General features: G+C 57.6%; 19 protein-coding genes and 1 tRNA gene. 8 read left to right on the top strand and 12 right to left on the bottom strand.

Annotated elements, in window-relative coordinates; translation table 11 throughout:
- Positions 1-29 precede the first annotated feature (29 nt).
- Positions 30-167: a hypothetical protein gene (locus JFU58_RS29175; RefSeq protein ID WP_010171564.1), complete on the bottom strand. Its 138-nt coding sequence runs from the start codon at positions 165-167 to the stop codon at positions 30-32.
- A gap of 173 nt (positions 168-340) precedes the next feature.
- Here JFU58_RS29175 and JFU58_RS29170 point away from each other — a divergent pair, with 173 nt between their 5' ends.
- Positions 341-535: a hypothetical protein gene (locus JFU58_RS29170; RefSeq protein ID WP_010171562.1), complete on the top strand. Its 195-nt coding sequence runs from the start codon at positions 341-343 to the stop codon at positions 533-535.
- Position 536: 1 nt separating this feature from the next.
- Here the strand turns inward: JFU58_RS29170 and JFU58_RS29165 are convergent, their stop codons facing one another.
- The gene (locus JFU58_RS29165) at positions 537-914 is read right to left on the bottom strand and encodes a hypothetical protein (protein WP_063030685.1); all 378 of its coding nucleotides are present in this window, start codon (positions 912-914) and stop codon (positions 537-539) included.
- Between the two features lie 244 nt (positions 915-1,158).
- Between JFU58_RS29165 and pvdQ the strand changes: the two genes are divergently transcribed.
- Both pvdQ and JFU58_RS29155 read left to right on the top strand, forming a co-directional pair.
- Positions 1,159-3,456 carry a bifunctional acylase PvdQ gene (pvdQ, locus tag JFU58_RS29160; RefSeq protein ID WP_201142946.1) on the top strand — a complete coding sequence of 766 codons (2,298 nt, stop codon included), beginning with the start codon at positions 1,159-1,161 and terminating at the stop codon, positions 3,454-3,456.
- 214 nt (positions 3,457-3,670) lie between these two features.
- Positions 3,671-3,744: transfer RNA gene (locus JFU58_RS29155), tRNA-Cys, on the top strand.
- A 1,916-nt stretch (positions 3,745-5,660) separates the two neighbouring features.
- On the opposite strand, the gene JFU58_RS32485 is transcribed toward JFU58_RS29155, so the two are convergent.
- The 4 genes from JFU58_RS32485 to JFU58_RS29130 all read right to left on the bottom strand — a co-directional run bounded on the left by JFU58_RS32485 (position 5,661) and on the right by JFU58_RS29130 (position 8,481).
- Positions 5,661-5,951, bottom strand: coding sequence for a hypothetical protein (locus tag JFU58_RS32485; RefSeq protein WP_331717200.1), 291 nt, complete (start codon positions 5,949-5,951; stop codon positions 5,661-5,663).
- Between the two features lie 27 nt (positions 5,952-5,978).
- The gene (locus tag JFU58_RS29140) at positions 5,979-6,671 is read right to left on the bottom strand and encodes an SOS response-associated peptidase family protein (RefSeq protein WP_093197435.1); all 693 of its coding nucleotides are present in this window, start codon (positions 6,669-6,671) and stop codon (positions 5,979-5,981) included.
- Positions 6,672-6,865: 194 nt separating this feature from the next.
- Positions 6,866-7,171, bottom strand: coding sequence for a DUF6124 family protein (locus JFU58_RS29135; protein WP_201142945.1), 306 nt, complete (start codon positions 7,169-7,171; stop codon positions 6,866-6,868).
- A gap of 377 nt (positions 7,172-7,548) precedes the next feature.
- Complete coding sequence (locus tag JFU58_RS29130; RefSeq protein WP_242488347.1) at positions 7,549-8,481, bottom strand: alpha/beta fold hydrolase; 933 nt, start codon at positions 8,479-8,481, stop codon at positions 7,549-7,551.
- A 185-nt stretch (positions 8,482-8,666) separates the two neighbouring features.
- On the opposite strand from JFU58_RS29130, the gene JFU58_RS29125 reads away from it, so the two are divergent.
- Positions 8,667-9,611, top strand: a complete 945-nt coding sequence (locus JFU58_RS29125) for a GlxA family transcriptional regulator (RefSeq protein ID WP_063030677.1) — start codon at positions 8,667-8,669, stop codon at positions 9,609-9,611.
- A gap of 54 nt (positions 9,612-9,665) precedes the next feature.
- Here the strand turns inward: JFU58_RS29125 and JFU58_RS29120 are convergent, their stop codons facing one another.
- Positions 9,666-10,046, bottom strand: coding sequence for a DUF1090 family protein (locus tag JFU58_RS29120; RefSeq protein WP_093197431.1), 381 nt, complete (start codon positions 10,044-10,046; stop codon positions 9,666-9,668).
- Here JFU58_RS29120 and JFU58_RS29115 point away from each other — a divergent pair.
- The gene (locus tag JFU58_RS29115; protein WP_157721253.1) at positions 10,045-10,185 is read left to right on the top strand and encodes a hypothetical protein; all 141 of its coding nucleotides are present in this window, start codon (positions 10,045-10,047) and stop codon (positions 10,183-10,185) included. The two genes, JFU58_RS29120 and JFU58_RS29115, sit on opposite strands and share 2 nt — an antisense overlap.
- A 98-nt stretch (positions 10,186-10,283) precedes the next feature.
- Here JFU58_RS29115 and JFU58_RS29110 read toward each other — a convergent pair whose 3' ends face one another.
- Positions 10,284-10,511 (bottom strand): hypothetical protein, encoded by a 228-nt coding sequence (locus JFU58_RS29110; protein ID WP_093197426.1) that lies wholly within the window; start codon positions 10,509-10,511, stop codon positions 10,284-10,286.
- A gap of 95 nt (positions 10,512-10,606) precedes the next feature.
- The gene (locus tag JFU58_RS29105; RefSeq protein WP_201142944.1) at positions 10,607-11,563 is read right to left on the bottom strand and encodes a glycoside hydrolase family 6 protein; all 957 of its coding nucleotides are present in this window, start codon (positions 11,561-11,563) and stop codon (positions 10,607-10,609) included.
- Between the two features lie 167 nt (positions 11,564-11,730).
- Here JFU58_RS29105 and JFU58_RS29100 point away from each other — a divergent pair, with 167 nt between their 5' ends.
- Positions 11,731-12,054: a helix-turn-helix domain-containing protein gene (locus tag JFU58_RS29100; protein WP_017477617.1), complete on the top strand. Its 324-nt coding sequence runs from the start codon at positions 11,731-11,733 to the stop codon at positions 12,052-12,054.
- A gap of 34 nt (positions 12,055-12,088) precedes the next feature.
- Here the strand turns inward: JFU58_RS29100 and JFU58_RS29095 are convergent, their stop codons facing one another.
- The 3 genes from JFU58_RS29095 to JFU58_RS29085 are packed head-to-tail and all read right to left on the bottom strand — an operon-like array spanning position 12,089 to position 15,793.
- Entirely contained in the window at positions 12,089-13,462 is a 1,374-nt protein-coding gene (locus tag JFU58_RS29095) for a hypothetical protein (protein ID WP_201142943.1), read from the bottom strand.
- 4 nt (positions 13,463-13,466) lie between these two features.
- Positions 13,467-14,654, bottom strand: a complete 1,188-nt coding sequence (locus JFU58_RS29090) for a DUF6384 family protein (RefSeq protein WP_063030672.1) — start codon at positions 14,652-14,654, stop codon at positions 13,467-13,469.
- Positions 14,654-15,793, bottom strand: coding sequence for a hypothetical protein (locus tag JFU58_RS29085; protein WP_063030671.1), 1,140 nt, complete (start codon positions 15,791-15,793; stop codon positions 14,654-14,656). Before JFU58_RS29085 ends, JFU58_RS29090 begins: the two co-directional genes overlap by 1 nt.
- 210 nt (positions 15,794-16,003) lie before the next feature.
- Here JFU58_RS29085 and JFU58_RS29080 point away from each other — a divergent pair, with 210 nt between their 5' ends.
- Together JFU58_RS29080 and JFU58_RS29075 are read left to right on the top strand one after the other, a co-directional pair.
- Positions 16,004-16,612 (top strand): LysE family translocator, encoded by a 609-nt coding sequence (locus JFU58_RS29080; RefSeq protein ID WP_093197411.1) that lies wholly within the window; start codon positions 16,004-16,006, stop codon positions 16,610-16,612.
- Positions 16,613-17,003: 391 nt separating this feature from the next.
- Positions 17,004-17,291: a helix-turn-helix domain-containing protein gene (locus tag JFU58_RS29075; protein WP_093197406.1), complete on the top strand. Its 288-nt coding sequence runs from the start codon at positions 17,004-17,006 to the stop codon at positions 17,289-17,291.
- The last annotated feature ends 43 nt before the right edge of the window (positions 17,292-17,334 follow it).

The raw sequence follows: 17,334 nt of genomic DNA, 5'->3' as shown, positions 1-17,334 counted from the left end.
AAGTTGTCAGAAAATGTACGGATCACCGATCAGCGATGGTAATACCCCGGTCCGCCGTCGTAGTAGCGATGGTCATGCCAACCGCCGCCGCCGTGGGGGAAAATAATGCAGCCGCTCATGCTCAACATGATCAGCAAGGGAATCAGCAGTGTGATTCGACGAAGCATTTCAAAATCCTCTAGGGTACTCACAGGTTCAATCAGGCGTTGGGCAAGCCAAAGTTTTTCATCGCCTGTAACATGAGACCCCGCCGACCCCAATCCATCCCCGCCAATGGGTATGTGCTTGGTGTGGCAGTCGATACAAAGTGGATACAATTTTTTAGCTTCAGGAACCCGTCATGACCCAAAAGCAACGTTTGAAATACTCGATTCTGATCTCCCTGGTGGTGCTGGGGACGATGTTTGGCCTGTCCTACCTGCAGAACAATGGGGTCATCAGCGAAAAGACGTTCCAGTACATCGCGATTGCCGTAGCGGTCACCGTGGTGGTGATCAACGGTGTGATGCGCCGCAAGGTCAAGCCTAACCTCTGAGTCAGGCCCGGCCTTCCAGGACTTTGGCAGCCTGCTCGTGCAGGCTGTAGCTCTTGTCGGCGTTCAGGGTAATCACGCCTTCGGTGCACAGGCGCTTGAGCACCTCCCGCACGCTGAGAAACGACAACGGAATGCCCAGCTCCAGCAAATGGCTGTGCACGCCGCGCACGCCGAGGGTGCGCTGGTTGTCGGCGGCCGTCAGCAGGGCGTCGATGACCTTCAGCCGGATCAGGCTGGTGCGCAGGCCAAAACACTTGAGCAAATGACGAATGCGCTGGTTGCCATGTTCCGGCGCTTTGCCGAACGCTTGGTTACCGGAGCCAAAACCTCCGTCATGCATGGATGAGTGTCCTTCCGTGGGCAGTTGCGGGTTGTACATGCAAAAACTCCTTATCAGAGCCTGATCAGGAAAATGATGGCGCTCTTAGTTAATAAGACGTACGAGCAGCCGAAATCATGAAGCGCGGGATGTAGAAATTTTGTCGGTAACATCCTGGAGACATACCGGCATGTCCGAATAACCATCTGCGGCTGCTAAATTATTCCCGGTATTTACGTCTTAACTGAGGTGTTGGCGAAGCTGTCCCTCGTCACGGTGTTTTTAATTTGGCTGTGGAGTCTGCGTGATTATTTCCAACGGGTTGTTCAGGGTGTGCGTGGCTGGGGCGTTGCTGGGGCTGAGTGTTTCGGCCACGGCGCGGGTGCAGGAGCAGCAGACCACCGCCGAGATTCGGCGTACCAGCTTTGGTGTCCCGCATATCCGCGCCAACGATGAGCGCGGCCTGGGGTTTGGCATCGGTTATGCCTATGCCCAGGACAACCTGTGCCTGCTGGCCAATGAAGTGGTGACGGTCAACGGCGAGCGCGCCAAGTACTTTGGCCCCGAGCAGGCGACCCAGGAAGGGCGCAATAACCTGACCAACGACGTGTTCTTCACCTGGCTGAACACACCCGAGGCCGTTGCGGCATTCTGGAAGGCGCAACCCCCGGCAATGCAGCAGCGCATTGAAGGGTATGTCGCCGGCTACAACCGTTACCTCAAGAAGCGTACCGCCCAAGGCTTGCCGGCGCAGTGCCAGGCGGCCTGGGTACGGCCGATCACGGCTGAAGACCTGGTCAAGGTGACTCGCCGGCTGCTGGTGGAAGGTGGCGTCGGGCAGTTTGCCGAAGCGCTGGTGGGCGCCACGCCGCCCAATGCCGTCGCCCAGGTGGATGCCAAGGCATTTGAGGTCGCAGCAGCCAATCAACAGCGTTTTGCCCTCGACCGCGGCAGCAACGCCGTCGCCGTCGGCCGCGACCGTTCGTTCAATGGTCGCGGCATGCTGCTGGCCAACCCGCATTTTCCATGGATTGGCGGCATGCGCTTCTACGAGATGCACCTGACCATTCCCGGCCAGCTGGATGTAATGGGCGCCGCCTTGCCGGGCCTGCCGGTGATCAATATCGGTTTCAACCAGCACGTGGCCTGGACGCACACCGTGGATACGTCCAAGCACTTCACCCTGTACCGCCTGACCCTGGACCCGAAAGACCCGACCCGCTATCTGCTGGATGGCAAATCCGTGCCCATGGATAAAACCAGCATCAAGGTGCAGGTCAAAGCCGCCGACGGCAGCACCAAGGAAGAGTCCCGCACGGTCTACAGCTCGCAGTTCGGCCCGGTGGTGCAGTGGCCGGGCAAGCTGGACTGGGACAACAAATACGCCTTCAGCCTGCGAGACGCCAACCTGGGCAACGACCGCGTTCTGCAACAGTGGTACGCGATGAACCGCGCCGCCAACCTCAAGGAGCTGCAAGACTCGGTGCACACCCTGCAAGGCATCCCGTGGGTCAACACCCTGGCGGCGGACGACCAGGGCCAGAGCCTGTACATGAACCTGTCGGTGGTACCGAACGTCAGCGCGAAAAAACTCGCGCAGTGCAGTGATCCCCGGGTTGGCCTGCAATTCATCATGCTCGACGGCTCCCGCAGCGCCTGCGCCTGGGATATAGACCCGCGTGCCGCCCAGGCCGGAATCTTCCCGGCCGATCACCTGCCGCAACTGCAGCGCACCGACTACGTGCAGCACTCCAATGACTCGGCGTGGATGGCCAACCCCAAGGCGCCGCTGACCGGATTCTCGCCGGTGATCAGCCAGGAGAAAATCGGCCTGGGCCCACGTGCCCGTTTCGCCTTGCAGCGCTTGCAGGAACTCGACAAGCAGCCGATCAAGGCCGCCGACTTGCAGAAGATGGTCATGGACAACCAGGTGTATCTTGCCAGCCAAGTCATGCCGGACCTGCTCAAGTACTGCGCGGGCGCCGACGCCGCCGTGAAGTCCGTGTGCGACAGCCTGAAAAGCTGGGACCAACGCGCCAACCTCGACAGCGGCCTGGGCTTGGTGCACTTCATCAATCTCGCGGAGCAACTGGCGCAAGCGCCCGACGCATGGAAGGTGGGTTTCGACCCGGCACAACCACTAACCACGCCTCGTGGATTGGCAATTGAACGCGCAGGCGTGGCCAATGCCCTGCATGAAGCGATGCTTGCCTCAGCCGCCGACGTTGCGAAACGCGGGCTGACCGCCGACAGCCGCTGGGGTGACATACAGGTCTCGGGCCAGACCCCGATCCACGGCGGGCCGCAAGAGCTGGGCGTGTATAACGCCATGCAAAGCGTGCCAAGGGCTGACGGCAAGCGCGAAGTCGTCAGCGGCAGCAGCTACTTGCAGATCGTGACCTTCGACGAGAAGGGCCCCAATGCCGAAGGCGTACTGGCGTTCTCCCTGTCCAGCGACCCGGCGTCGAAATACTACAAGGACCAGACCCAGGCGTTTTCCGAGAAAAAACTCAGCCCACTGCCGTTTACCGAACAGCAGATCAAGGCGGACCCGCAGTACCAATTGCAGGTTATCCGTGACAAGGAAGAAGCCGGGCGGTAGGGTAGCCCACCGGGAAACGAAGCCCCTTGAGAGAATATTTTTTGAAATCAAGGGGTTGCAAGCCCTGGCAAATGAGTACATAATTGCGCCCATCGAACGCACTGAAGCATTAAAAACTTCAATGTTTTCAATGAGATAGAGTAGAGGCAAGCTTCACATAGCCCACTCAAGTTTGTATGCGGTTAATGTCGGTTGTAAGGCATTGATCGTTTGAGGCCGAGTAGCAAAATGGTTATGCAGCGGATTGCAAATCCGCCTACGCCGGTTCGATTCCGACCTCGGCCTCCACTCTTAAAAACCCCGTAGATTAACGTCTACGGGGTTTTTTATTGCCTGCGATTTGGTCATTGCTTCCGCAATTTTTCGGATCGCTTCCGCAACCTTGCCTTTTTTCGGGAAATTCAAGACACCGTTATTGCTGTGCTTCTCCTCGATTGGACGTGGGATTATGCTCGAGACTAAGGAGCATCAGCGTCCACCAACAGCCAAAAGCAGTCATTCAATGCTCTACAAAATTAGAGCCGATTCGCCCCATCTCAACTACCGCGCTAATTCCGGGGAGAGTGGGCATGGAAAACATGCGCTCACCCATCCGACAAAGACCGGTACGCAAAGCATGAGCCTCCAATCTGTCCGGCCCCTCAAAGATGGCTGGCAAGCCAAGAAGAGTGTTTACTGCCAGTCCAGAATCAAAACAGGCATTAATTCAGCTTCCTTACTGCTCTCAACAGCACTGCTACTGCTGTATATCACTGATCACAATCTGCGAACTCCCCTCGATCCTTCTGACTTCTACAGTCATGCACCCATGCTCGCCTTTGACCAAGTAAAGGTACTGATGAAAACCTGGTTCAGTGTCACTTTTATAATATGTGAACCGCTTCAGCAATGTTAAGGAAGCGACATTGCCTATCTGAGTAGCGATCTGTTGGTTTGAGCGTAAATACTCTTGAAGCGCAATATTAGCCTCATCCTTTGCCTCGTAGTACCTCAGCACAAATCCTGCGATCACGACGATCAACACTATCGCAATTAGAGGCCTGATTTTTTTGAATCTCGGGCTTTTTAAACTACGCATACCCACCCCCTAAGAATTGTTATAACCACCAAATTCTACGTTTATATTAGTACCCCAACGTCCGCCCCAATTCACTGCGTTAGGATCAATAGAAAATACGACCGATGGACTGCCAAAGCGACCACCTACTTTGTTCGTGATGGCGTTGCCTGTCGCCCCCTTGTAGGAAATGCCTGCCGTTAGAGGGCCGACGTCTATCACCACCAAGAGGGGGCATTTGGTGAGGCTTTGAAATCAAAAGATTTTAGGTTAACAAGTAGTGAGTGATCCCTAACCAAGATAACTCCTTCGTGAAATATCACACTCGCTTGCCAGTTGAAATTTTCAAGATAGTAGACGCATAGACTGTCGCAACTTTTCATAAAAGCACATTCATTGAGGGCAATTCTTTTAATTAGATCGTCAGTTATTGGGAGTCGTTGAGTGCATCTGCCGATAATTCCGTCGGAGTAAGTTGTAACGGATATTGCATTGACTGCAGTGGGCGAATGAACGTCAAAACCCATTATGCTGTTGGCACTTGAGTCCGGATAAAGCCAAACAACCAACTCAAGTGGTGTTTGACTCGCAAATTCGGAAAGCAATTGGATTTGCCTATCAAAGCTGCTTTCTGAAATGTAAAGCACATCATCTATTTTACTTGTCATTGTCAGTATGTCGTCATCGGTCTCCATGAGTCGAGCATAGACGGTAATGCAACATATGTTTTACGGGGCACATCTTTACTACTGGAATCGGTCGCCGGGGGCGAGCGGCCCCTCTTGGCCGTTTTCTGCCTGTCGTACGGGTAGCAATGGGTCATTTCGTAGGCTTCACAATTTCACCGACTCGCCGATATACCTTCTTGGTCATTTCCTCTGTGGAGTGAACTAGTAGGGGGCTCGCTTGCGTCAGCTCGATCTCACTAGCAGCTTTTGGCCGGATATCCTAGAACTCGAACTGACTAATGCTCGTTGCCAGCGCAGGATCACCATCATCTGATGCTTTGATTGCTGCCTTCTCTCGTGCGTAGTTCCGCCGATTACGCAACATCTGCTGGCTCATCCGAAGTCCAGACGCGTTTGTTATCAACGTTGACGTGCGGATTCCATTGACGGCTCTGCGTTCTTGCAGGTCGTCGATAAAGCTACTCAGGCCGGATTGAATTCCGGCATCCTCCAAACGAAGATGGAGACGTTTTTCGGTCTTGCCCTGACCAATCAGCAAAAAACCATTGTTCCAAGTCGGTGGCTGCAATCTTGAGCACATCGGCGGGACGTTGACCGGTCAGGTAGGCCAGATCCATCGCGTCCTTGAGCTCCTGTACCGCCTCCGCATATACCGCGTTCCATACGGTTTCACCGGCATAATAGTCCCGTGGCTTTTCCTTGTTGCGGCGAACGCCAAAGCAAGAGTTTGCTTTTTCAGTCAGTCCCATTCGCGTGCAATGGTAAATGCATGTACGTCAGGGCCATTGCGCGCTGATAGGTTGGATCAGCGCCGTCCCGTTGTTCCGCACATTGCCCACGGCAGTATCTACCCTGAACCATTCGAAGGCCTCGGCTGGTTCGCCTTGGTGGAGCACCATCTGCTCGGCGCGCTCCTTGGGTGTGGCCGGGTCCAACCATTCCCGGGCGAGGTCAGGCGTCAGCACCACGGGGCGTCGGTCGTGGATGTCTACCATGCCGCCAGCGCTGTCGGCGGTGATAATCACGAAGCCATCCTGATCGCCAGGTCCTTGATCACTGTCGGGCAATTGGCCAACGGCTGCGCACAGCACGGGCGCTCCATCTCGCCGGCGTATCAGGTAGGGCTGCTTCTTCGTCCCGCCTTCGTCCACCCACTCAAACCAGTTATCGATGGGCGTGATTGCCCGGTGCGGCCAGATCGCGCGGAAGAACGGGCCGTGGGCCACCTTTTCGACGCGGGCATTGATCGGCGCGGCGCGATCCTTGGCCCAGTGTGGACGCCATCCCCAGCGCACCCTGTCGGCGTGAAGCAGTTCGCTCTGCAGGTGGAGTAGGGCGACTTTGGTTGAAGGCGCCACGTTGTAGCGCTCCAGCGGCAGCTCACCCACGGAACTCACAAGCGCATTGGGCATGCTCAGCGCTGCAACGAAGTCGTGAATCCCGCTGTACTGGGAAAGTCTTCCGCACATGGTCAAAACCTCTGAGGTTCAACTCAAGGTTAGTTGTTGATCGTGGTTTGGCTCAGCCGAGCTGGATTGGCATGAGGTCTTTTCGGTAGAAACGCTACCGAATGACCGGATTTATGACCTCGTAATTCCGCTGAAGGCGTCTGGGCGCAGCCCCTGGGATAGACGGGACTGATTTGATCAGCCCCCATACTGCGTTAGTGCGGTTTTAAACAATCCAACGCCTGATCTGCCAAAGTTCTGGCCATGTCGATCAGGTGCACGGTGGAACGCGCCATATCGCGGTTTTCTCCAGATGATCCCTGCACAGAACCCTCAGCCGTTGCGGCTGCACAACGCAGCAATTCAGAGATTTGGGCGATTGCGTCTTCAAAGCTGACGTCTTGGTGAACGGTAAATATTGGGTGGGAGACGGGATCGGGTTGGAGGTAGTGACTCAAGGCGCGATCAAAGGCTTCGCGGTCCCGGGTGGTACGAGGTGGGTCTGGAACGATCTTGTCCATGCATAAGCTCCTACTGAGGGGGGAGCCATCCTGGTGTCGGTCTCACTCGACAAAAGGTGGCAGCTATGTGCAGGGTGAGAATACCGGACAGTAGGACTCCGGCCAGACCGAAGTCTGCCCGCACACAGCCGCCATAGAGCATGCTACAGACGGTAGTGGCGCTTGGCGCCTACTGGTTCCGGATTCTCACACCCGATCGCTGATATGCAGCGACGAAGCGAAGACTAGCCAGTGATTCCAGCGGGCACAAGGCCGAAGGATTCTCTAGGAAACGTCCCGCAAGTTAAAGCGATTTGCCTTGCTGGCCCTTAAAAAACCGAGAAGATTTTAAACAGTGGAAGCGATTTTTATTGGGCTTGGAAAAGTGGCGGCACTGACTATTTACCGCCGGTAATGCGCGCCATAAACAGCCGCGTCAGCCTGGCAATCTGTTCAGTTTTCTCATCCAGTGCGAAATGCCCCGCATCCAGAACATGAACCTCTGCACCCGGTACATCATCCTTGTAACGCATGGCCCCCGGCACAATGAACGACGGGTCGTATTTCCCCCACATGACCAACATGGGCGGTTGATGGTCTTTCAACCATTGCTGCCATTTTGGGTAAGAGGCGACGTTGTTTTGGTAGTCCAGTAACAACGCCGACTGTATCGCCCGCTGGCCCGGGCGGGACAATGCGGCAAACTCGTCTTCCCAGGCATCAGGGTTGTAACGCTCGGGATGAGGACTGGTGCCCAAGTGGCGCTGCTTCGTGCCTTCGTATCCGATGAACGCATCGACTTGCTCGGGGTGTTCGGAAGGGGCCTTCCAATACTTGGCGATGTTCGCCCACTTGGCTCCCAGGCCTTCGTTATAGGCGTTGGCATTCTGGATGATGATGCCGTGCAGTTTTTGCGGCGCATTGAGGATCATCCGGAAGCCTATCGGGCCGCCGTAGTCCTGCATGAACAGGGTGTACTCATCGATGCGCAATTGCGTGAGCAGCTTGCTCATGGTGTCGGCCAGATGGTCAAACGTGTAGGCGTAGGTCGCCACAGAGGGTGCGTCGCTTCTGCCGAACCCAGGGTAGTCGGGTGCGATCACGTGATACCGATCAGCAAGCAGCGGTATCAACGAGTCCCACATGCGCGACGAAGAAGGGTAGCCATGGAGCAGCACAAGGGTCGGCGCGCCTTTGGGGCCGGCCTCACGATAGAAAACCTTCACGCTTTCCACGCTGGTCCAGTGATAGCCAGTGGACTCGGTGGTGTAGGGGATGGAGGGCACCGGTTCGGCAGCGTATGTCGGTTCGGTCATCGAGAGCGTCGTCATAAGTGCTCCTAGGGTGCAAAAGGTCGCGATGTTCATTGAGGCCTGGGCTCTGATTTGCGCATTTCCCGGCGAAATGCAGCTGGGATCAGAGTGGACGTATCCGAGAATGGGCACCATTGGCCCAATGACCATTTTTCATTAGAATCGGGCCAATCTTGATCAGGCCAGCCGCCGTGAAAAAAAGTGTGAGCGTTGCAGTCATCGCGTTTAACCGCATCAGCCCCTTTCACCTGTCCGTGCCCTGCCTGGTGTTTGGTAAAGATCGCAGAGTGGGGGATTCGCCTTGGTTCGATCTGGTGGTCTGTGCGGGCGAGGAGGGCGTGCTGGTTACCAACGCCGGTTTCGCCATCCACTGCGACCATGGTCTGGATCAGGTGGCCGGGGCCGATATCGTGATTGTTCCAAGCTGGCGGGATGTCACCGAAACGCCGCCGACAGCACTCCTCGAAACGCTTCAGGCTGCTTATGCAAGAGGCGCGCTGGTCGTCGGCCTGTGTCTGGGGGCGTTCGTGCTTGCTCATGCGGGGCTGCTGAGCGACAAGCGGGCAACCACGCACTGGGCTTGGGCGGCGCATCTGGCGCGAGATTTCCCACGCATCGAAGTAGACCCCAAAGTGCTCTATGTCGAGGTGGAGCAAATCCTGACCTCGGCGGGCGTGGCCGCGGGGCTCGATTGCTGTATCCACATCGTCAGGCGCATTTATGGGCGGGGAGTTGCCAACGCATTGGCGCGACAGCTGCTTGTTTCCCCACATCGGGACGGCGGCCAGGCTCAGTTCATCAGTCAGCCTGTTCCTCAAGGCGCAAGCGACCAGCGCCTCGGCCAGTTGCTGGATTGGCTTCGGGCAAACCTGGGCCAACCTTTGTCAATCGATCAAGTCGCGACGAGGCTGGCGATGAGTCGGCGTAGTTTCACTCGACACTTCAAGCAACTCACCGGCTCGACGTTTGGGAAGTGGCTTACGAACGAGCGAATCAAGGCAGCCCAACTGCAGCTAGAAACAACCGACCATAGCATTGAGACGATCGCCGGTTCCTGCGGGTTTGGTACAAGCCTGTCGTTACGTCAGCACTTTTTCTCGATCGTGGGCGTGAGCCCAACAACATACCGAAAGGCTTATCAACGATAGGCTTGGCAGAAAAATGGCCCGCAATCACGGGCCTTTCTCACAGGGCATTCCAACTTACTTGAACAGCCCGCCAATGGCGTTGATCGCATCCGCAGCCTTGTTCACGTTTTGCTGGCGTTGGGGATTGGTATCCACCTGCGCCTGAGCGTTGTAAGCGCTGTTGCTGCAGCTTTTGTTGGTTTGAGTCAGCGCTGCCTGGAACGCGGTCGCGCGCAGGGTATCGCCCTTGGCGTTGGCCGCATTGATATTCGTCTGCAGGTCGCGGATCTGTTGTTGGCAGTTGGCGTTATTGGCGTTGACGGTGTTGTTGCTGTTGCTGGCGCCACCCAGGGCAGATGACAGGGCGCCCGTGAGGGCTGACAGGTCGGCGGCTTGGGCGGTGAGGGTGAACAGGCTGAACAGGGCGGCGGCGGGTGCGAGTCTGGAAAGGCGCATGGCAAACCTCAATGTTTTATTGCCTGCGCAGATCCGGGGGCCCGAGCAAGCGCAGAACAATATCCGTATAGAAGTGAGCGCTCGGGTGCAGCGAAATATATTTGGTCAATTTTTGACCTTCAACAGCGAAACACCATAAATGTGAGTTGTTTCACGTTGTTTCTCGCACATTGATGGGTTTTTAAGACGAGCATCTACTCGAGACGAAGTACCAGGATGGCGACGCGCCGTGCTACGTCACTTGGCGCAGTACACGCCCGATAGCCGCACCAGCAGCGTCAATGCGACGATGGCCCAGCCAACGTTGAGTGCGACAAACATCCATTCTGGTGGATTTGCCCCCAGGAAAATCATCGAAGTAATCGTTAAAAAAACCACCAATAAACCAAGGGGAAGCCAGTACCAGAGATTCGCCTGGCGCTGATACTCCTCTGTCTTCAACGGGTTATCTTCAGGGAGCGTCATGTTCGTTCGGCCTCGGTAACGTGATGCTTCCTTGCCGGTGTTGAGCTCAAGAGGGCCATCCTGGGCAATGGGGCAGCGCGATGCAAGGGGCGCTCTCAGTTCCCATCAATCAGGCGCAACGCCAGTTCGGGGCTGAACGTGCCTGCCGCCGGGCCGCCGTGACAATCGGTTTTTGTCGAAGACGCCCCGTCCGAGTTGCCCGGAAGCTTGATCCATAGGGCAACCAACTGTGGCGAAAGCACTTGCGGTGTCATACCGATCTTGCGACCCGTGGGGTTGCACCAGTCACCAGGCGTTGCGCCGTTGCCGTTGCGGCTGGTGTCTACCGCGATGGCTTTTGTATAGGTGTATTCGCTTAACAGCCTGGCATTGATCGCGTCACCGTAACTGCGCACCTGGGCGAGGGTGTAGAAGTTGGCGATATTCAGGGCAAACCCGCGGGCTTGTTTTACACCGGCTGCATTCAACGTCTCGGCCATGGCGCCTGGGAATTTCCAGCCTGGATTGCCGGCGTCCAGATAAACATCCGCATGGTGTGCGCGCTGCTTGAGCCCCGACACGGCGTAATTGAACAGCTCCAGCCGCTCGGAGCGCTTGTCCTTGTCCAGGCACTGCATATCGGCCAGTGCATCCGGCTCCAGAATAACCACCGCAGGCTTGTCTCCAATACCGTTGATCAGTTGGTCTATCCAGGCCCGGTACGCTGTCGCATTCGGTGCGCCCCCTGCAGACGCGCCGCCGCTGCAGTCGCGATGGGGCAAGTTGTAGGCCACCAGGATCGGCGTTCTATCCGCGCCGGCAGCGGCCGATACGTAACGATTGACTCGAGCCGGGAGCGTGCCCGCAGCCTGGCTGGTGCCGGTCAGCCACAGGGCACTGGGCACCTCGGCGATGGTTGAGCGGATACTTGCAGTGGCAGGCGTATCGGGGTGCTGCTGGACCCACTGTGCGGCGGTGGACTGCGGGTTGACGTAGAACCCATCACTCGCCTGGGCAGCAGGCAGCATCGACAGGCAGATAAACCCGGCGGCAAGGGTGGCGATCTTTAGCACGCTCTGCACCAGTAAGAGGGGCGGGTGGCCAAGGTAAGTCGGCTCGCCGCTGACGTCACGTGAACCCTGATGAATATTGTCTGCCGGTAAGCCTTCCGAATGAATGGACCCCGCTCCGGCACATAAGCGTATGGTGGGTGTTAAACACGTTTATTGAGGTACCCACCATGGACGATAAACTCGGCATCCGCCTGAAGGAAGAACGCAAGATCCTGGGGCTCTCCCAACAGGAGTTTGGTGCGATTGGCGGTGTGGGTGCGAATGCTCAGGTGCACTACGAAAGTGGCGCGCGGGCGCCCAAGACCGATTACCTGATTGCTCTCCGGCATAAAGGCGTGGACGTGCTTTACGTGTTGACGGGGGAGAGGGCGGTTATCAACCAGGCCACCCTGAGTGACAAGGAGACGTTGATCATCAACCACTACCGCACGCTGGACGGGCTGGATCAGGATGCGATTGCGCAGATCACTTCCTCGTTGTCTGACAGCTAGCAACGAGGAAGTCCCGGATTTGCTTCGCGCCAGGCTAGAAGCTGTCGGTCGTCCTGAAGCTGCCGCCGCCTGTACTGCCTGACGTCGAAAAGCTGGCTGTGTTGTTATTGCTGCTTTCGACGGTGGCGACGCCTAGGACGACAGGGCTGATCGATGCGCTGACATAGCCTCGCGTCGCCCCTGCCGCTACCTGGCTGCGGCGCACGATTTTAAGGCCCCGGCTTAGCACATCCACAACCTGGCCAAGGGTTGCGCCCTGGGTCATGTAGCTCTCTACCAGACGCTCGAAGTCAGTCGACAGGTCAAAGTAAACATCGCGGCCGGTAAAGGCATCGTTGCGAACTTTGCGCTCCAGGTCTTTGGCACGCTGGTAGCTGCTCTGGTGCACCACGGCTTCTTCCTGGGTCTGCGCCAGTTGCTGTACCACCGCTTTCAAGCGCAGGTTCAGGGTTTGCAGCTGCTCGACGATCAGGTCGTCGGCGTCGCCCGGGGTGTGGCTGGCCAGGTCGATCAATTCGCAAATGCTCTGGGTTTTCAACTGGTCAGTGAGCAACTGCCGAGCGCGTTGGTACTGCGGGTCTTCGTTGCGTGAGTAGCTGCCGAGTTTTTCCTGGATGGCATTGGCCTGGCGCTTGGCGTTGTCGACCACGCGTTGAAGGGTATCGAGCTCGGGTTGTATTGAGGCCTGTCCGTGCTGGTCACGTGCCTGAGCGAGTTGCGCATCGACACTTGCGCTCAAGGTGCTGATCAGGGCGATGCGCTCGGCCTGCAAGGCCTCGTTTCGCTCACCAAGGGCGATCAGGCTCAGCTCGTTCTTACGGTTGGCGAGGTAGTTCACCTTGGTCGCCAGCCAGTTGTCCATCCAGCGGTTCAGACGGTTGCGTCGGTATTGGTCGGTGCCGAAGGCGTGTCCGCGCAGGTAGACGTAGACCAGGTTGGTATCAAAGGTCGGACGCTTCAGTGCGCACTCCTGGCGCAGGTCTTCATAACCGCTGACGTGTTCTCGGTGGGCAGCCTGGGCCAGGTCCAGTTGCTCGACCTGGCGGGCGTAGTCAGGGTTTTGCTCCAGGGATTGCCGGGCTTGCTGGTCGAGGGTGTCGGCTCGCGCTTGCAATTTTTCCTTGCCCGCCAGCGCCTGGGCCACGGCCTGCTCAGCGTCGCGTAGTTGCTGGTGGAGCAGGTCCTGGGACTGTTGGCGCAGGTTCAGGGCGACGGCGACTTGCTCGTTCTGCGTGTTGCCCTGGTCCAGGTGCAGGGCCGCGATTTTACCCAGGCGCTGGGTAATGTCCTGCTCCAGCGCCAGTTGCTCGCCGAGCAGTTCAGACAGGTGTTGCTCGGCCGTGCGCATCATCAATTCGGCGTTGCGGGAGTTACGTTCGGTGATGCCGATCAGGGTGTCAGGCGTCATGTCTTCACCACTCCAATATCGTTTCGAGCGGGTCGGTGGTCCGTTGGCTCAAATAGGTGACTTCCATCCTGCCGGCTGGCTTGCGGCCGACTACTCGGTTGGTCAGGTGGCCGTCGTCGAGTTTGTCGGCCTTGACCTTCAGGTATTCGGCCTGCGGTACCCGCACAGCGAACTGGCTGGCCCAGGCGCCGGTGCCGGTCTCACTGCTGACGGTGGGCAGCAGCACCGGCCTGTCCGACAGGTCGACGGCTTCAACAACCAAATACCAGCTCTTGCCCTGGGTCGAACCAGGATTGGAATTACACAGCGCCTTGTCGTAGCAGCGCTCGACACCGGACGGCGTGCCGGGTCGGTCGACAACCCGAATGGTCACCTCCTTGGGGATCAGTTCGGTGTTGGCACGCAGGGCCCTGAGTTGGCCGCCGGCTTTTTCGATCTCGAATTTCCCGATGAGGTCTTTGATCATGACCAATTCGGCCTGCATGCCCCGCGTCGCTTTACTGTCGGCGGCGGGCAGGTGAATGTCGGCGACCTTGCGGGTCAACTCGTTGAGCTGATCGGTCATCGGCTGGACTGCCTTGACCTTGGCTAAAAACGCCTCAAGCACGCCGATCTGCTCACTGGCGTAATCGACCCCGGAGGTATCGACCATGGCCAGGGCATGTTCGGCCTTGGTATTCAGGCGGGGCAGGGCGCTGAACAGGTCGCCGCCCTCAATATAGGCCGGGTCCTGTTGCACGGCGCTCAGGCGAGCCTTCAGGTGGGCGATGTCTGATTGTTTTTGTGCCGCGCTCGTCTCGACGGCGATGGCCGCTCTTTGAGCTTCTTGGATTTCGTGTCTGGCGACCATCACCCGGCTGCATTGCACCACCAGCAAGGTGACCGCGATGAGTTGGATGACGAGTATGCCGCGATGCCGCCTGAGCAGTACGTTGCTCCAGAAACGGTCAAGCGCACTCAGTTCCGGGGCCTCGAACACCAGGCGTTTGGAAAAGAATTCGCGCACGCCCTGGTCGATCTGCGCTTCGGTAAATTGAATGCCGTTGTTCTGGTAATACTCGCGGATGCGCGCCGCCACTTCGGCACGGCGTTGGGGCAGGCTCAAGTCCTTTTCCACCGCCATCTGCTGGTGGCGCAGTTGATCCACCAGCGCCATCGCGCCGAGTTGCTCGGAGAGAAGAATGTCGCTCATCAAGCGGCCTTTGTCAGCAATGCGGCGAACTTGCGTTTGGCCTCTTCGACGGCTTCGGCGATGTCACGGGACGCGTTGCTGGATTCAGCGCGGTAGGTTTCCGTCAGGCCGTGCATGTCAGTCTGGAAGCTCAGGGTGGCTTCGGCCAGGGCGCGCACCGAGTCGACCTTGATGGTGGAGCCATAGCTGGCCTTGACCGCCGCTTCCAATTGGGTGTTGCCGGTGCTGCCCAGGGCTTCAAGGCCCTTGCTGATGCCGTCGGTGGTGGCATTCAGCGTGTTGGTGGCTTCGGCCAGGCCACTGTTACTGGTGAACGATACCGCGAGGCCGGTCAACACCACTTCGTTGGTGGAGAAGAACGAGACCATGCGCTGGTATTGGCGCTCCTTGATCACATGCACCTGGTTGATCCGGGCGAAGACCATTTCGGCCGTGTTGTAGCCGACCTTGAGGTCATCGGCGATGTCCTTGACGATCTGGTAGCGCTTGTCTTCGTCCTGCAGCGCGCGTACGGCTTCATCGCGACGCAACTCCAGGGCCGCGCGTTCGGCCGGCGCCAGGGTTTCGGCAGCCGTAACTTGGGCGTTGGCTTCGTTCAAGGCCTGGGTACGCTGCTCCAGGACCTGGCCGGCCAGGGCAAGCACTTGTTGGGCATCGACCTCGGCCGCCTTCATGGCCATGCGGAAGTCCAGGTAGGCTTCCAGAATCACCGTTTCCCGGGAGATCTGGTCATTGGCCGACTTGCACACCTGCAGGTAGTTTTCACGGATCTCGCTGAAGCGGCTGGGGATCGAGCCACGACGCAGGTTCATCCAGCTCAGCTTGAGCTTCTCCAGCGTATCCAGGCGCCCGTCATCCATCCAGCCGGCCATGGCGGCGGCGTCTTCGCGAATCGAGGTGAAGCTCTGGGTGATGTCCATGAAGCGTGTGGAGATATCCATGCCGGCAATCTGTTCGCGAACCACGCTGTTGAAGGTGGTCGACTGTTGCAGCACGGCAGCGATAGCAGTGACTTTGGCGGTGTCGTACTGGGCAACGCGGTCCAGCAATACCAGTACCGGTGCGTCTGGAACCGGCTGCAGAAGATTGATGCCCAGGGTCCGCAGGCCCGTCAGCGCGCGGTCGAGGTAGTTGCTCATCGAGTGTCCTTTCAGGATGTGTTCAGCACAGGGTGCAGAGGAGGGCGCAAGTATACCGATCAATGAAGGCAAACCAATGGCAGTTTGGTTCGAAGGCGCTTGTTGGGGGGCTGACGAAGTGTATGCCTGTATCTACCCGTAGCTGTACGGGGCGCAGGCTGGCGCAACGTTCTACTGTCACGGCCACAGTACTCGTTCGGATGTCGCGCCATGCTTATGTCTTCAAGCCTGTTGTCAGCCTTTGCGCTGTTCGCCTTTGTGTCCTCAATCACCCCAGGTCCCAATAACACCATGTTGCTGGCGTCCGGGGTGAACTTCGGTTTTATTCGCTCGATTCCCCATGCACTGGGGATCAGCATTGGCTTTATGTTGTTGGTGATCGCCGTGGGCTTGGGGCTGGGTGAGGTATTCAAGGCGTTGCCGTGGGCCTACACCGTATTGCGCTATGTGGGGGCGGCGTATTTGCTGTACCTGGCGTGGAAGATTGCAACCTCCAGCGCGATGTCCGATGACACCGATGACAAGCGCAAACCCATGACTTTTCTCGGCGCGGCGGCATTCCAGTGGGTCAACCCCAAGGCCTGGGTCATGGCGCTGGGCGCGATCACCACCTACACGCCTGCCGACGGTTATGTCACCAATGTGCTGTTGATTGCTGCGGTGTTTGCCTTGGTGAACCTGCCCAGCGTTTGTGTATGGGCCGGCTGTGGCAGCGGCTTGCGCAATGTATTGCGCGAGCCGCGCTGGTTGCGGGTGTTCAACTGGTCGATGGCGGGGTTGTTGGTGGTGTCGTTGTATCCGATGTTTTTTGCCGGCTGAAACTACCGCTGAACTTAGGCGGCGGGGTGTGGATGCTAGACCGGTGAGATGGTGGCAAGCAGACCAATCGCGATGGTCAGCGCAAGAAAACCGAACAGGAAAAATGCCATCTTAGCCATAAGGCCTCCGAAATGAACGGGCCGGCAGGACGGTTCCTGTCGGGCTCCACGGGCGTGTCGGGAGTGGGTGTATTGTCAGGCCAGGACGGGTTTCGTTACAGGGTCAGATGCAGAAGAAAAAAGCGTATCAGATGCCCTCAGGCGCCGCAGGTGCCGGATAACAAGGGGTGATGGTTTTCTAGGATCAGGCAATAAATAGCGGCTCAGTTCGGTCAAGGAACTAACCTTTTGTGCGCAGTATCGTATCCACGATCCCACAAAGGAGGTTGTTTATGAGCATTGGGGCGAGGTTAAAGGCAGAGCGTGTCAGGCTTGGCTATTCTCAAGCGGCGCTGGGCAAGGTCGGAGGCGTTGAGACCAATGCCCAGGGGCGTTATGAAAACGGTGTGCGTTTTCCACGGGCAGATTACCTGGCGGCGATTGCCAAGGTCGGTGTCGATGTGTTGTTTGTCATCACCGGCAATCGCGCTGAAAATGGCAATTCTGCCTCAGCCAAAGCGGCCGAAGCACTGGACAGCGCCACGGAGTGCCTGGAGAAGGCAAAAGAGTTGATTCACTGAAGCGGTTTTCATCGGGGCGAGTAGGCAAATGGGCAAAACATTG

Origin of the sequence: Pseudomonas sp. TH34 (genome assembly GCF_016650865.1) — a bacterium.
Lineage (GTDB): Bacteria > Pseudomonadota > Gammaproteobacteria > Pseudomonadales > Pseudomonadaceae > Aquipseudomonas > Aquipseudomonas yamanorum.
Note: the sequence above shows the minus strand (reverse complement) of the source record. Positions and strands in the feature narration are given on the sequence as shown.

Excerpts from the sequence above, each read along its gene's own strand:
- JFU58_RS29135 (WP_201142945.1), bottom strand. The coding sequence starts at position 7,171 with ATGGACAAGATCGTTCCAGACCCACCTCGTACCACCCGGGACCGCGAA.
- JFU58_RS29115 (WP_157721253.1), top strand. The coding sequence starts at position 10,045 with ATGGCAAACCTCAATGTTTTATTGCCTGCGCAGATCCGGGGGCCCGAG.
- JFU58_RS29130 (WP_242488347.1), bottom strand. The coding sequence starts at position 8,481 with ATGACGACGCTCTCGATGACCGAACCGACATACGCTGCCGAACCGGTG.
- JFU58_RS29110 (WP_093197426.1), bottom strand. The coding sequence starts at position 10,511 with ATGACGCTCCCTGAAGATAACCCGTTGAAGACAGAGGAGTATCAGCGC.
- JFU58_RS29085 (WP_063030671.1), bottom strand. The coding sequence starts at position 15,793 with ATGAGCAACTACCTCGACCGCGCGCTGACGGGCCTGCGGACCCTGGGC.
- JFU58_RS29095 (WP_201142943.1), bottom strand. The coding sequence starts at position 13,462 with ATGACGCCTGACACCCTGATCGGCATCACCGAACGTAACTCCCGCAAC.
- JFU58_RS29175 (WP_010171564.1), bottom strand. The coding sequence starts at position 167 with ATGCTTCGTCGAATCACACTGCTGATTCCCTTGCTGATCATGTTGAGC.
- JFU58_RS29165 (WP_063030685.1), bottom strand. The coding sequence starts at position 914 with ATGTACAACCCGCAACTGCCCACGGAAGGACACTCATCCATGCATGAC.
- JFU58_RS32485 (WP_331717200.1), bottom strand. The coding sequence starts at position 5,951 with ATGGGACTGACTGAAAAAGCAAACTCTTGCTTTGGCGTTCGCCGCAAC.
- JFU58_RS29080 (WP_093197411.1), top strand. The coding sequence starts at position 16,004 with ATGCTTATGTCTTCAAGCCTGTTGTCAGCCTTTGCGCTGTTCGCCTTT.
- JFU58_RS29170 (WP_010171562.1), top strand. The coding sequence starts at position 341 with ATGACCCAAAAGCAACGTTTGAAATACTCGATTCTGATCTCCCTGGTG.
- JFU58_RS29090 (WP_063030672.1), bottom strand. The coding sequence starts at position 14,654 with ATGAGCGACATTCTTCTCTCCGAGCAACTCGGCGCGATGGCGCTGGTG.
- JFU58_RS29100 (WP_017477617.1), top strand. The coding sequence starts at position 11,731 with ATGGACGATAAACTCGGCATCCGCCTGAAGGAAGAACGCAAGATCCTG.
- JFU58_RS29075 (WP_093197406.1), top strand. The coding sequence starts at position 17,004 with ATGAGCATTGGGGCGAGGTTAAAGGCAGAGCGTGTCAGGCTTGGCTAT.
- JFU58_RS29140 (WP_093197435.1), bottom strand. The coding sequence starts at position 6,671 with ATGTGCGGAAGACTTTCCCAGTACAGCGGGATTCACGACTTCGTTGCA.
- JFU58_RS29120 (WP_093197431.1), bottom strand. The coding sequence starts at position 10,046 with ATGCGCCTTTCCAGACTCGCACCCGCCGCCGCCCTGTTCAGCCTGTTC.